This window comes from Streptomyces puniciscabiei (assembly GCF_006715785.1).
Classification (GTDB): Bacteria; Actinomycetota; Actinomycetes; order Streptomycetales; family Streptomycetaceae; genus Streptomyces; species Streptomyces puniciscabiei.
The window spans coordinates 173,399-186,862 of record NZ_VFNX01000003.1 but is presented as its reverse complement, the minus strand read 5'-3'; the positions used below and the strand labels follow the sequence as shown (position 1 = coordinate 186,862).

Genomic DNA, 13,464 nt, shown 5'->3' with positions numbered 1-13,464 from the left:
CCGCGGGCGCTCGTGCCGCAGGCGTCAGCTCAGGGACGCCAGCGCCTCGTTCCAGGTGGCCGACGGGCGCATGACGGCGTCCGCCTTGGCCTTGTCGACCTGGTAGTAGCCGCCGATGTCGGCCGGCTTGCCCTGGACGGCGATCAGCTCGTCCACGATCTTCTGCTCGTTCGCGGCGAGGGTCTCGGCGAGCGGCGCGAAGGCCTTGGCCAGGTCGGCGTCGTCGGTCTGCCGGGCCAGCTCCTGCGCCCAGTACAGGGACAGGTAGAAGTGGCTGCCGCGGTTGTCGATGCCGCCGACGCGCCGGGTCGGGGACTTGTCCTCGTTGAGGAAGGTCGCCGTGGCGCGGTCGAGGGTGTCGGCGAGGACCTTGGCACGGGCGTTGCCGGTGGCCGCCGCGTACTGCTCGAAGGACGGGACGAGCGCGAAGAACTCACCGAGGGAGTCCCAGCGCAGGTAGTTCTCCTTGACCAGCTGCTGGACGTGCTTCGGCGCGGAGCCGCCGGCGCCCGTCTCGAACAGGCCGCCGCCGGCCATCAGCGGGACGACCGACAGCATCTTGGCGCTGGTGCCCAGCTCCAGGATCGGGAACAGGTCGGTCAGGTAGTCACGCAGGACGTTGCCGGTCACCGAGATGGTGTTCTCGCCGCGGCGGATGCGCTCCACCGACAGCTTGGTGGCCTCGACCGGGGACAGGATCCTGATGTCCAGGCCCTCGGTGTCGTGCTCCGGCAGGTACTGCCGGACCTTGGCGATCAGGTTGGCGTCGTGGGCGCGGGTCTCGTCCAGCCAGAACACGGCCGGGTCGCCGGTGGCGCGGGCGCGGGTGACGGCCAGCTTGACCCAGTCGCGGATCGGGGCGTCCTTGGTCTGGCAGGCGCGGAAGATGTCGCCCTGCGCGACCGGCTGCTCGATCAGCGCGGTGCCGTTCTGGTCGACCAGGCGGACCGTGCCGGCGGCCGGGACCTCGAAGGTCTTGTCGTGGGAGCCGTACTCCTCGGCCTTCTGTGCCATCAGGCCGACGTTCGGGACCGAGCCCATGGTGGACGGGTCGTAGGCGCCGTTGGCCCGGCAGTCGTCGATGACGGCCTGGTAGACACCGGCGTAGGAGGAGTCCGGGAGGACGGCGAGGGTGTCGTGCTCCTGGCCGTCCGGGCCCCACATGTGGCCGGAGGTGCGGATCATCGCGGGCATGGAGGCGTCCACGATGACGTCCGAGGGCACGTGCAGGTTGGTGATGCCCTTGTCGGAGTCGACCATCGCGAGGGCCGGGCCCTCGGCGATCTCGGCGTCGAAGGAGGCCTTGATCTCGGCGCCCTCGGGCAGGTTCTCCAGGCCCTTGAGGATGCCGCCGAGGCCGTCGTTCGGGGTGAGGCCGGCCGCCTTGAGGGTCTCGCCGTACTTCGCGAACGTCTTCGGGAAGAAGGCGCGCACCACGTGACCGAAGATGATCGGGTCGGAGACCTTCATCATCGTGGCCTTCAGGTGCACGGAGAACAGGACGCCCTCCTGCTTCGCCCGGGCGACCTGGGCGGCGAGGAACTGCTCCAGCTCGGCCACGTGCATGACGGAGGCGTCGACGACCTCGTCCTTGAGGACCGGCACGGACTCGCGCAGCACCGTGGTGGTGCCGTCCTCGGCGACCAGCTCGATGCGCAGCGTGCCGTCCTCGGCGATGACGACCGACTTCTCGGTGGAGCGGAAGTCGTTCTCGCCCATGGTCGCCACATTCGTCCTGGACTCGGGGGTCCAGGCGCCCATGCGGTGCGGGTGGCTCTTGGCGTAGTTCTTCACCGAGGCCGGGGCGCGGCGGTCGGAGTTGCCCTCACGCAGGACCGGGTTGACGGCGGAGCCCTTGACCTTGTCGTAGCGGGCGCGGATCTCGCGCTCCTCGTCGGTCTTCGGGTCGTCCGGGTAGTCCGGCAGCGCGTAGCCCTTGCCCTGCAGCTCGGCGATGGCGGCGCGCAGCTGCGGGATGGACGCCGAGATGTTCGGCAGCTTGACGATGTTGGCCTCGGGAGTCTTGGCCAGGTCACCCAGCTCGGCCAGCGCGTCCGGGATGCGCTGGGCCTCGTTCAGGTACTCCGGGAAGTGGGCGATGATGCGCCCGGCCAGCGAGATGTCCCGGGTCGTCACGGGCACACCGGCCTGCGAGGCGTACGCCTGGATCACCGGCAGGAACGAATGCGTCGCCAGGGCCGGGGCCTCGTCTGTGTAGGTGTAGATGATGGTCGAGTCAGTCACCGGGTGCTCCGCTCCACGTCTGCAACATTGCTCGACATCAAGATATCTCGTGATCGGGATCCGCTCGACAGGGGTCCCGGCCGGAAAACGTGCCGCCCCGGTGCAACCGGAAGCCGCCCTTGATGGTCATGACAAGCGATCACCCGCCGACCACGGGTGATCGCCCACTGACCCGGCGGCCGGACCCGACCACCCGGCCGCCCGAGCGAAGGCGGACCATGAGATATCGCAGCAGAGTGACGGCCCCCGCGGCCGCCCTCATCGGTACGGCCACGGCGCTGACCGCGGGCTCCCCGGCCCACGCGGCCGGCACCGCGGCGCGCACGGGGGAGCCCGGTGCGGAGACCCTCGGCGACCCGGTCTTCCCGGCCCTCGGCAACGACGGCTACGGCGTGTCGTCGTACCACCTCGACCTCGCCTACGACCCCACGACCAAGCTGGTGCAGGCCACCGCCGCCCTGCGGATCCGCACCACCCGGGCGCTGACCCGGCTCTCGCTGGACGCGCTCGGCCTGGACATAGCCTCCGTGTCCGTCTGCGGCCGGAGTGCCGGCTGGGAACAGGCGGACGAGAAGCTGCGCATCACACCGGCCGAGCCGCTCCCGGAGGACGCGGCCGCGACCGTCCGCGTCACCTACTCCGCCGACCCGCACCGCACCCTGGCGCACACGGCCTGGGTGCCCACCCCGGACGGCTTCGCGGTCTGCCCGCAGCCGAACTCCGCGCACACCGTCTTCCCGTGCAACGACCACCCGTCCGACAAGGCGGCCTTCAGTTTCCGCCTCACCGTCCCGGCCGGCCTGCGGGCGGTCGCGAACGGCGTGCTCACCGGCAGCGAGACACTCGAAGACGGCCGTACGGCCTTCTCCTACCGCTCGCTCTCGCCGATCGCCACGGAACTCGTCCAGATCACCGTCGGCGACTATGTGATCAAGGAACGGCAGGGTCCGCACGGTCTGCCCCTGCGCGACGTGGTCCCCGCGGCCCGCGCCGCCGCCCTGGAACCGGCCCTCGCGCTCACCCCCGGCCTCGTGACCTGGCTGGAGGACCGCCTCGGCGCCTTCCCCTTCGAGACGTACGGCCTGCTGCCGTGCAACTCCGACGACCCGAACGCCTTCGACTTCACCGGCCTGGAGACCCAGACCCTCACCCTGTACAAGCCGAACTTCCTGCTCCAGGAGGAGAAGAAGATCGGCTCGCACATGATGCACGAGCTGGTCCACTCCTGGTTCGGCAATCTCGTCAGCCCCGCCACCTGGGCCGACCTATGGCTGAACGAGGGACACGCCGACTTCTACGGGCTGCTCTACCGCTACGAGCGCGGCTGGACCGACTCCCTCGGGCTCACCACGATGGAGGCCCGGATGAAGGACACCTACGCCCGCGGCGACCAGTGGCGCCACGACTCCGGCCCGGTGGCCGCGCCCAACGCCACCAACCTCTTCGACAGCCAGCGCTACCTGGGCGGCGTCCTCGTCCTGTACGCCTTCCGCCAGCTGGTCGGCGAGGACGTGTTCCACGCCGTCGAGCGTGCCTTCCTGGACCGGTTCCGCAACACGTCGGCGTCGACGGCCGACTACATCGCCGTCGCCTCGGAGGTCTCCGGCCAGGACCAGTCCGGCTTCCTGCATGACTGGCTGTACGGCACGAAGACCCCGCGCATGCCGGGCCACCCCGACTGGACGGTGACCCCGGTCACCTCGTCGCTCATGGCCCCGCACAGCAGGCGCGGCGGGCACTGGCACGAGAACTCCGCGACGCTCTGATCAGCGCCGACGGGCGGGGCCGGGACCGGTCCCGCCCGCCATCTCCCGCTCGATCCACCGGCAGATCACGTCCACCACGTACACATGCTCGGCACGGGTCAGCTCCCGCCCCTTGGGAATCCCGTGCCAGCGCTCCAGACAGCCCCGGCAGCAGGTGGCCGTCGCGTGCTGGGCGACGAAGACCGGGTGACCGCGGTACGGCGTCTGCTTGCCGTCCTTGTACGGCTCGGCGGGCGCGAGCCGCTTGGCGATCAGGTCATAGGCATGCCACCGGATCGTCGCCGGCCCCTTCAGCCCGGCGGTCGCCCGGTCCCGGCCGCGCAGATGGAACCGGGCCCGGAACGGCTGCCGGGCGAGGGCGTCGAGGCGCTGGTCCAGGGCGCGGGCGTCGGGCGGACGCGGGTCGGGCGAGGTGGTCATGCTGTGCCGAGCGTACGCCGTGCGGACGTGGCTCAGCCCAGGAGCAGCCGCTTCTGGGCGGCGAACTCCTCGTCCGTCAGGACTCCCTGGGCCCTCAGATCCGCCAGCTGTTTGAGCTGGTCGATCTTCTGGGTCATGTCGTCGGCGGCCGCGGGCGGCGGTGCGGCGGGAGGGGGCGGCGGTGGCTGTTGCGGCTGCGCGTACTCCGGTTGTGCGTACTGCTGCTCGTACTGTTGCCGCCGTTCGTAGTCCTGCTGGGCCCAGCGGCCGGCCTGGCGCCGAGAGACGCGGTTGGACACGGCGGTGGCGGTACCGGCGACGACGGCCGTGCGGGCGACACCGCGAAGCAGTCCGGGCATGTTCGGTCATCTCCCATGATCGATGCGGAGGGGCGGGGGACAGCCTGGGGGACACTCCGGTGGCCGCTCTCAGGCAGCCGCGGAGCCGCCCGGCGGCACCGTCTCCTCCGTGGCGTCCAACGCCGCCAGCAGAGCCTGCACCGGGATACGGCCGCTCGCGACGAGCTGCGCCCCGCTGCGCCGGAGCGCGCCGGCCAGGGGAGCGGCCCACAGGTTCTCGTAGATCAGCACCGCAGCCGAATTCCCGGCCTCCAGCGCGTTGGCCGCCTCCTCGAGGTCGCTCTGGTCGAGCACCCGGGCCGAGGCCCCCTCGAAGACCGTCAGATCGGTCTCGCCGCCGACGTCCCGCAACTCCAGTGCGACGACCGAGCCGTCGGTCTCCTTCCGCACGAACGCGAGGTCGATGATCCGGACGATCCCGCGGTCGACGAGGTCGACCAGCAGTGGGAACGCCTCTCCCGTCATACGGTTGCCGGGGAACTCGATGACCAGGTAGTCGACGGGCCCCATCTCTTCGACGCTGTCCATGACTTCTCCTCGTGAGGCGCAGGGAGCCGGTACCGCTCGGGCCGTCGCCCCGCGACAGCGGCCCGCGGCCGACGCTCGCCGCCCCCGTTGCCATTCCAGTCCACCACGCGGGGCGGGGGCCCGCACATTCGGCTCCGGAGTGCCACGGGGCGCCCGGCCCGCCACGCTGGTCCCAGTCGGAAAGGTCGGAAGTCGGAAAGGCCGGAAAGGGGCGATGTGATGCCGACCGTCGGAGCGTCGTCCGCAGGCGCGGGCCGGTTGTCGTGCCCGCAGAGCTTTCCGCCGGGATGCTGATGGCGGCCGCGGAGCGTGCCCGGAAGCTGGCCGCCTGGGCGAAATCGGTGCACCGGCGGGCGGAGAGCCGGTTCCCCGTGGTCACCCATCTCGCGGACCGCATGGTGTCCGTGAACATCTTCGATTCCGCCACGCGCCTCGCGGCGCAGTGCTTTCTGACCGCGGTCCCCCTGCTGTTCGTCGTCGCGGCCTACGCTCCGGAGAGGGTGCGCCACCAGCTGATCGCCTCCGTGACAGCGGTCCTCGGGCTGACGGGTGCGGCGCGTGCCGAACTGGAGCAGGCGCTCCAGCCCACGTCCGGCGACCTGAAGCAGACCACCGGCGTGGTGGGCGTGCTGATGGTGCTGCTGTCGGCGACCGCGGTCAGCCGGTCGATGCAACGCCTGTGCAAGCGAGCCTGGGAGATCCCGCGCACCGGCACCAGGATCGCCCCCTGGCGGTGGCTGGCCTGGCTGGGCCTGTGGGTCGGCGTCCTGGTGCTCCAGGGCCCGCTGCGCGACGGCTTCGGAGCCGGCGCCTGGCTCGGCATCCCCCTCACCTGGGTCAGTCAGGTGGGTCTGTGGTGGTGGACCCAGCATCTCCTGCTCGGCGGCCTGGTCGGCTGGAAGCCGCTGCTGCCGGGCGCCTTGATCACGGCGACCGTTCTGACCGCGGTGGCGGTGACCGCGCGTCTGTACATGCCGCGGGCCCTCGAGCGGGCCCTCACCGACTACGGCTCCGTGGGGTCGGTGTTCGTGCTCCTGTCCTGGCTGATCGTGGTGTGCGTCGCCGCGGCGGTCGCCGTCAGCGTCGGCGCCGTCCTCGCGCAGGAGCCCTTCCTGGCGGACCGCCTCGGCAGCCCGCCTGCGCGGCGGGACCGTGCGGCGCGGGGTTCGTGAGTCCTCGCCTGTGTGGGGGTGCGCCCTCGCCCGTCCGGTCCACCCGCCGCGCGGAACGTCCACGGGGCTGACGCAATGGGGGTGTTCGTTCCCCCACCCAGCCGGAGACCCCGTGACCAAGCCACCCGCCCCGCAGCGACCCGAACCGCATGCACCGCGGGAGGCGCACGGGACGCGGCAGGCACAGGCGCCGGACGACGCACCAGGAAGACCCGGGGCCACGCACCGGCCGGCTGGGGGTTTGGAGGTGGCGGGCGGGGAGATGGACCGGCCGGATGGGGGGTCGTACCAGCTGGAGCGGGGTTCGCCGTACCCGGATCCGGGTCCGGTCCGGGTGGGCGCTCAGGACGCGCACCGGCCGGAGCGGGGTTCACTGCAACCGGGTCCGGCTCCGGCCCAGGTGGTCGCAGTGGACCCGTGGGTCCGGGACTCGTACCGGGAGGATCGGGGCTCCGACCGGGCGAGTGGCACTGTGGACACCCCGGGCCGGGACTCGAACCAGGTGGATCGGGGCTTCGGCGGGGTGGATCGGGCTTCAGTTGGGGTGGCTCGGGGTTCGGAGTTGGCGGGCGGGGACTCGCACTGGCCGGAGCGGGGTTCGCGCCGGCCGGATCCGGGTCCGGGCCGGGTGGGCGGGGAGGTGGACCCGCCGGGCCGGGACTCGAACCAGGTGGATCGGGGCTTCGGCGGGGTGGATCGGGCTTCAGTTGGGGTGGCTCGGGGTTCGGAGTTGGCGGGCGGGGACTCGCACTGGCCGGAGCGGGGTTCGCGCCGGCCGGATCCGGGTCCGGGCCGGGTGGGCGGGGAGGTGGACTTGTCGGGCCGGGACTCGTACCGGGTGGATCGGGGCTCGTACCAGCCGGAGCAGGGTTCGCACCAGCCGGAGCCGGAGCCGGAGCCGGAGCCGGGTCGGGTGGGGGGCGCGGTGGATCCGCCGGACCGGGAGCCGCACCGGCCCGACCTGGTTCCGCCTCCGCCGGAGCGCAGGGGCGCGGGCGGTGGGGGGAGCGCGCGGCCGCCCCGGGGCCGTGCCGGGGGCTCCGGCCCGGGGCGGGTCGGGCGCACCGTCGCCTCGGCCGTGCTCATCGTGCTGACCTGCGTCCTCGTACCGGTCGCGCTGCTCGCCACCTGGGTGCACGACATCGCGCTCGACACCGATCGCTATGTGTCCACGGTCGCCCCGCTGGCCACCGAGCCGGCCGTCCAGGACGCGGCGGTCCACCGGATCACCGAGGCGGTGGGGGCGCACGTCGACGGCAAGAAGGTCGCCGGGGACATCGCCTCCTGGCTGCAGTCCCAGGGCCTGCCGCCGCTCGCCGCCGACGCGATCAGCCGGCTCGGACCGCAGATCGACTCCGCCGTGGACTCGGCCGTGACCAGGATCGCCACCCGTGTCGTCCACAGCGGCGTCTTCGCGACGGTGTGGCGGGACGCCAACCGCGCTGCCCACAACGCCGTCGTGCACGCCCTGACCGGCAAGGGGCGCGGAGCGTTCGGGGTCAGCGACGGCACCGTCACCCTGGACGTGGGCAAGGCCGTCGACCGGGTGAAGGACGAGCTCGTCGCCGCCGGCCTGAAACCAGCCGCCAAGATCCCGCAGGTGAACAAGCAACTGGTGCTGTTCCAGTCCGACCAGCTCGCCAAGCTCCGCAAGGGCGCCCGCCTCCTCGACGCCGTCGGGAACTGGTTCCCGGTGCTCGTCGTGCTGCTCGGTGCCGCCGGCGTGTTCCTGGCCCACCACCGGCGCCGGGCCCTGGCCCGTACCGCGCTCGGCGCCGCCTTCGCCTGCCTGGTCGTGGCCATCGGCCTGGTCGTGGCGCGCGACTACTACCTCGACCACCTCCCGCCCCAGGTGCAGTCGAGGGCCGCGGCGGGGGCCGTCTTCGACACCCTGCTGCGCTTTCTGCGGGTCAGTCTGCGTACGGTCATCGTGCTGGGCGTGGTCATCGCCCTGGGCGCGTATCTCGTCGGACCAGGACGGCTGCCCGTGGCCCTCCGCGGCTACTCCGACCACACGGCGGACTCCGCGGCACGCTGGGCGGCCGGCCACCACATCGGCGTCGGGCGCGTCGGCGCGTACGCGCTGGCCTACCGGCGGGCCGTCACGCTCCTCGCCCTGCTGATCATCGCGCTCGTCTTCGCGCTCTGGAACCACCCGACGGTGCTCACCGTCCTGTTGCTGGTCCTCGTCCTGCTCGGCGTCCTGGCCGTGCTCACCCTGCTGGCGGCCGCGGGCCGCGTCCAGCTCGAGGCGGCACGCGGCAAACCGGGCCGGGCGGGCAACGCGCGCTGACGGCAGGACCCTGCCGGATCCCGGGCAGGCCGTGCAGCCGGCCCCGCTCGCCGGCGGCCACCCGGCAGGCGTCGCAGGGTTCGGGCGCCGCCCCCGCCGGTCGTCGGTCGTCGGTCGACGACCGACGACCGCGGCCCGTCACAGGGGCCTACAGGTGCGAACAGGGACCTACGGGTGCGATGCGGGAAGCGGGAGGGGACGCCCGGCCCGCTGCGATCTGCGTGCGGGCCGGAAAGCTGGGATCCTGATCGAGTGGAGCCCGCTCCGCACGCCGACGACAGGGGGTGACCCTGTGACCACGCGGCACGAGATCACGAGGCGATCGGCCGGTCCCCGCGTCGATCCCCTGGGAGAGCCGTTTCTGCAGACCCGGTTCGCCCTCCCGGCCACGCCGGCCACGTTCCTGCGGCGCCCGCGGCTCGCCGAACATCTCGACCAGGGCTTCGACACCCCCCTGACGATGGTCAACGGTTCGGCCGGCGCGGGCAAGACGCTGCTGGTCGCGGACTGGGCCGCCCGGCTCGGACAACCGGTCGCCTGGCTCACCGACGAGGAAGGAAACCAAGGCTGCGGAGTCTTCTGGGCCTATGTGCTCCAGGCCCTTCGGACCGCCGAGGTGCCGCTCCCGGCCGATCTCGGCTTCCCCGGCGAGGCGCATCGCGTGGACCACAAGCTGCTGGCCCGTCTCGCCGACGAACTGAGCGGGCGGGAGCGGCCCGTCGTCCTCGTGCTGGACGAGTTCGACCGGGTGACCTCCGCACGGATCGCGGAACAGCTGGAGTTCGTCCTGCACCACGCCGGGCAGGGGCTGCGCCTGGTCCTCGTCACCCGCACCGAGCCGCTGCTGCCGCTGCACCGCTACCGGGCGGCCGGGGCCATGACCGAGATCCGGGACGCCGAGCTGGCCTTCACCGTGGACGAGGCCGCCGCGCTCCTGGACCGGCACGGGCTGCGGCTTCCCGAGGACGCCACCCGCGCCCTGGTGGAGCGCACCAGGGGCTGGGCCGCCGGGCTGCGCCTGTGCGCCCTGGCCGCCCGGCAGAGCCCGGACCCCGAGACGTATCTGAAGGACTTCGAGGCGGGCCGGAGCCCGATCGCCGACTTCCTGCTGGCCGAGGTGCTGAAACGGCAGCCGGCCCGCACCCAGGACCTGCTGCTGCGCGTCAGTGTCGTGGAGCGGTTCACCCCCGCACTGGTGGCCGAACTGACCGGGCGCGGCGGTGCCGAACAGGCCCTCGCCGCACTGCACCGCCAGAACGCGTTCGTGGAGGACCTCGGACACTCGTGGTACCGCCTGCACCCGCTGTTCGGCGAGATCCTCCGGGTCCATCTGAGGGTCCGCTCGCCCGGGCTCGAGACCGAACTCCACCGGCGCGCCGCGCGGTGGCTGCGCGGCTCCGGCGCCCTGCCCGAGGCACTGGCGCACGGTGCCGCCGCGGGCGACTGGAACTTCACCGCACAGGCCCTCGTCGACGACCTGTCGATCGGCCGGCTCTTCACCGGGCTGCGCTCGAGCGACCTCGCCGAGCTGTTCTCCCGGATGGGACCCGAGGCGACGACCGCGGCGGCGGACCTCGTGCGCGCCGCGCGCGACCTGTCCGCGTACGACGTGGAACACGGCCTGGTCCATCTGCGCCGCGCCGAGAAGCGCCTCGCCGCGGAGCCGGACGCGGCGGGCCGGCTGAGCTGCGTGCTGCTGCAGTCCCTGGCGGCCCGGCTCACCGGCTCGCCCGGCATGGCCGAGCAGGCCGTGGCGGCGGCCGGGGAACTGCGGGGCGCGGTCCCCGCCCAACTGCTGGAGAACCACCCCGAGTTCACCGCGCTGCTGCTGACCCACCTGGGCTCGGCCCGGCTGTGGGCCGGGCGCTTCGACGACGCGCGCGCCGCGCTGTCCGAGGTGGCCGCATGCCCCAGTGATGTCTCCACGGCGCTGCCGCGCGAGGACGCCCTCGGACAGCTGGCGCTGATCGACTACCTCGACGGCCGGCTGTGCCGGGCGGAGCGCACGGCACAGGCGGCCCGGCGGGAAGCGGAGAGGTACGGCCTCGGCCGCCCCCACTCCTGCGGCTCGGGCCTCGGGCAGCTGGTGCTGGCGGCCGTGGCCGTCGATCGCGGCGAACTGGCTCAGGCCCAGGCCCTGTTGGACGAGGCGGCGGACGCGGGAGCCCCGCGCGACCCGGTGACGGCCGTCGGCCGGTCCCTGGCGACGGCACGGCTGCTGCTGTCGCAGGGCGAGCCACGGGCCGCCGCGGCGGCGGCCGACCCCGCCGTGCCGGCCCTGGTGACCTCCCCCTGGGCGCGGGCGCAGACGGCGCTGGTCGCCGCCGCGGCGCAGCTGGCCGAGGGCCGCCGGGACAGCGCCTTGAAGGTGCTCGACGACATCTCCTGCGCCGGTGAGCCCACGTGCGCGGCGGAGATGGCGTGGGCCCGTTTCGCCGCGGGCGACCGGGCAGCAGCGGTGGACCTGCTCGACCACATGCGGACGCAGGGCCGTACCGGCCCGAGGGCGAGCGTCCGGGCCGCGCTGGTGCGCGCCGAGGCCGCTCAGGAGTCCGACGCCGACACCGCGCGCGGACTGCTCGCCCGGGCACTGCGGGAGGCCCGGCGGGAACGGCTGCGGCGCCCGTTCCTCGAAGCTGGACCGGGGATCCGGCACTTGCTGGACACGCCGCCGCTGCAGGGCCTGGCCGCCGGCTGGCTCACCCCGTGCGGCAGTGGGGGCGCGGCCGAGGAGACCTCGTCCCCGGTCGTCGAGGAGCTGAGCGGACGCGAACGCGAGGTCGTGGGCAGGCTGGCCGACCTGATGTCCACGGAGGAGATCGCCGCCGACCTGTACGTGTCGGTCAACACGGTCAAGACCCACCTCAAGAGCGCCTACCGGAAACTCGGCGTGAACGGCCGCGCCGAGGCGGTGCGCCGGGCGCGCGACCACGGGCTGATCTGACGGGGGCCGACCGTGGCCGGGCATCTCGCCCGCGGCGGGTGAGGCGCGCGGCGGCACCTGCCGCTCCCCTGGGGGCGGGAGCACTCGGCGAGGTGGTGGACACCATGGGACACTGGCGCACTCTGATGGTGCTGGGCACGGCCCAGTTCCTGATGGTCCTGGACACGTCCGTCATGAACGTCTCCATCAGCCAACTGGTCGAGGACTTCCACACCGAGGTCACCGCCATCCAGGCCGTCATCACCCTGTACGCGCTGGTCATGGCCGCGTTCATGATCGTCGGAGGCAGGCTCGGCGACATCCACGGCCGCCGCCGTCTGTTCCTGCTCGGCCTGATGGTCTACGGCGTCGGCTCGGCGCTCACCGCCCTGGCGCCCACCCTGTGGGTGCTCGCCCTGGGCTGGTCGGTGATCGAGGGACTCGGCGCCGCGATGGTGCTGCCCGCGATGGCGGCCCTGGTCGCCGAGGCCTACCGCGGCAGGGACCGGGCCGTCGCCTACGGCGTGATCGGCGGGCTGGCCGGTGCCGGTATCGCGGTGGGCCCGCTGCTGGGCGGCTGGGTGACGACGTATCTGACCTGGCGGCTGGTCTTCGCGGGCGAGGTCGTCGTCGTCCTCGTCGTCCTGCTGTGCCACCGGGTCGTCAAGGAGGCCGCGCGCACCGGACCGCCGCCCCGGCTGGACGTGGTCGGCGCGGCGCTCTCCGCGGGCGGACTGGGGCTGGGCGTGCTCGGTGTGCTGCAGAGCAGCACCTGGGGCTGGGTGCACCCGCGCAACCCGCCCTTCACCGTTCTGGGCTTCGCGCCCACCCTCTTCGTCGTCGCCGCCGGGGCTGCCGTACTGGCGCTGTTCGTGCGCTGGGACCGCAGGCGGGAGGCCGCGGGCGCCGACCCCCTGGTGCACCTGTCCCTGTTCGGCCGGCCGCCTCTGCGCTCGGGTCTGCTCACCCTGCTCAGCCAGAACCTGATCCTGCTCGGACTGTTCTTCACCATCCCGCTGTACCTGCAGGTGGTGCAGGGGTTCGATGCCTTCCAGACGGGGCTCAGACTGCTGCCGGTGTCCGCCACGATGCTCGTCACCTCCCTGGGCGCCGCGCGGCTCGGCCGCACCTTGGGGCCCCGCCTGGTCGTCCGGCTGGGCCTGCTGACGCTGGCCGTGGCCATCGTGTGGCTGCTCGCCACCATCCAGCCGAAGATCGACGACGCGCAGTTCGCCGGTGCCATGGCGGTACTCGGCATCGGCATGGGGCTGCTCGCCTCCCAGCTGGGCAACGTCGTCCAGTCGAGTGCCGGGGAGGCCGAGCGCAGCGAGGTCGGCGGCCTGCAGTTCACGGCCCAGAACCTGGGTTCGGCGCTGGGTACCGCGCTCATCGGGTCGATGCTCATCGGCGCGCTGGCGCACGCGTTCACCGCCGGGGTGGAGAGCCATCCCCAGCTGTCGGCCCAGACCAAGCAGCAGACCAGCGTCCGCCTGCAGGCCGGGATCAGCTTCGTGCCCACCGACCAGGTCCGCGCGGGGGCCCAGCGCGCCGGACTGCCACCGTCCGAGGTCGACGCCCTCACCTCCGCATACGCCTCGGCACAGCTCGACGGCCTGAAGGCGGCGATCCTCGCCACCGGAGGCATCACTCTCGCGAGCCTCCTCGTCACCCCGCACCTGCCGACCGCGCCGCCCCGCCGTGGGCGGACCTCGCAGGGCGGCGCACCGGCCGGCCTCGCGAACGCCGTGGAGTAGGGAGC

The 13,464-nt window shown here is 73.0% G+C and carries 9 protein-coding genes; 5 read left to right on the top strand and 4 right to left on the bottom strand.

The window, feature by feature from the left end:
* Nucleotides 1–24: 24 nt before the first annotated feature.
* Nucleotides 25–2,244, bottom strand: a complete 2,220-nt coding sequence (locus FB563_RS36640) for an NADP-dependent isocitrate dehydrogenase (RefSeq protein WP_055706790.1) — start codon at nucleotides 2,242–2,244, stop codon at nucleotides 25–27.
* Nucleotides 2,245–2,462: 218 nt separating this feature from the next.
* Here FB563_RS36640 and FB563_RS36635 point away from each other — a divergent pair, with 218 nt between their 5' ends.
* Nucleotides 2,463–4,010, top strand: a complete 1,548-nt coding sequence (locus FB563_RS36635; protein ID WP_055706791.1) for a M1 family metallopeptidase — start codon at nucleotides 2,463–2,465, stop codon at nucleotides 4,008–4,010.
* On the opposite strand, the gene FB563_RS36630 is transcribed toward FB563_RS36635, so the two are convergent.
* From FB563_RS36630 to FB563_RS36620, 3 genes are all read right to left on the bottom strand, one after another.
* Complete coding sequence (locus FB563_RS36630; RefSeq protein ID WP_055706792.1) at nucleotides 4,011–4,430, bottom strand: DUF4186 domain-containing protein; 420 nt, start codon at nucleotides 4,428–4,430, stop codon at nucleotides 4,011–4,013.
* Between the two features lie 32 nt (nucleotides 4,431–4,462).
* Nucleotides 4,463–4,789, bottom strand: coding sequence for an SHOCT domain-containing protein (locus FB563_RS36625; protein ID WP_142219179.1), 327 nt, complete (start codon nucleotides 4,787–4,789; stop codon nucleotides 4,463–4,465).
* 69 nt (nucleotides 4,790–4,858) lie between these two features.
* A complete protein-coding gene (locus FB563_RS36620; RefSeq protein ID WP_411573223.1) occupies nucleotides 4,859–5,317 on the bottom strand; it encodes a DUF6325 family protein in 459 nt (152 codons plus the stop codon).
* 263 nt (nucleotides 5,318–5,580) lie between these two features.
* Here FB563_RS36620 and FB563_RS36615 point away from each other — a divergent pair, with 263 nt between their 5' ends.
* From FB563_RS36615 to FB563_RS36600, 4 genes are all read left to right on the top strand, one after another.
* Entirely contained in the window at nucleotides 5,581–6,489 is a 909-nt protein-coding gene (locus FB563_RS36615; protein WP_324615882.1) for a YhjD/YihY/BrkB family envelope integrity protein, read from the top strand.
* Nucleotides 6,490–7,567: 1,078 nt separating this feature from the next.
* Nucleotides 7,568–8,782 (top strand): hypothetical protein, encoded by a 1,215-nt coding sequence (locus FB563_RS36610; RefSeq protein WP_063797107.1) that lies wholly within the window; start codon nucleotides 7,568–7,570, stop codon nucleotides 8,780–8,782.
* A 292-nt stretch (nucleotides 8,783–9,074) separates the two neighbouring features.
* Nucleotides 9,075–11,726, top strand: coding sequence for a winged helix-turn-helix domain-containing protein (locus FB563_RS36605; RefSeq protein WP_055707945.1), 2,652 nt, complete (start codon nucleotides 9,075–9,077; stop codon nucleotides 11,724–11,726).
* A gap of 68 nt (nucleotides 11,727–11,794) precedes the next feature.
* Nucleotides 11,795–13,459, top strand: coding sequence for an MFS transporter (locus FB563_RS36600; RefSeq protein WP_324615858.1), 1,665 nt, complete (start codon nucleotides 11,795–11,797; stop codon nucleotides 13,457–13,459).
* Nucleotides 13,460–13,464 lie beyond the last annotated feature (5 nt).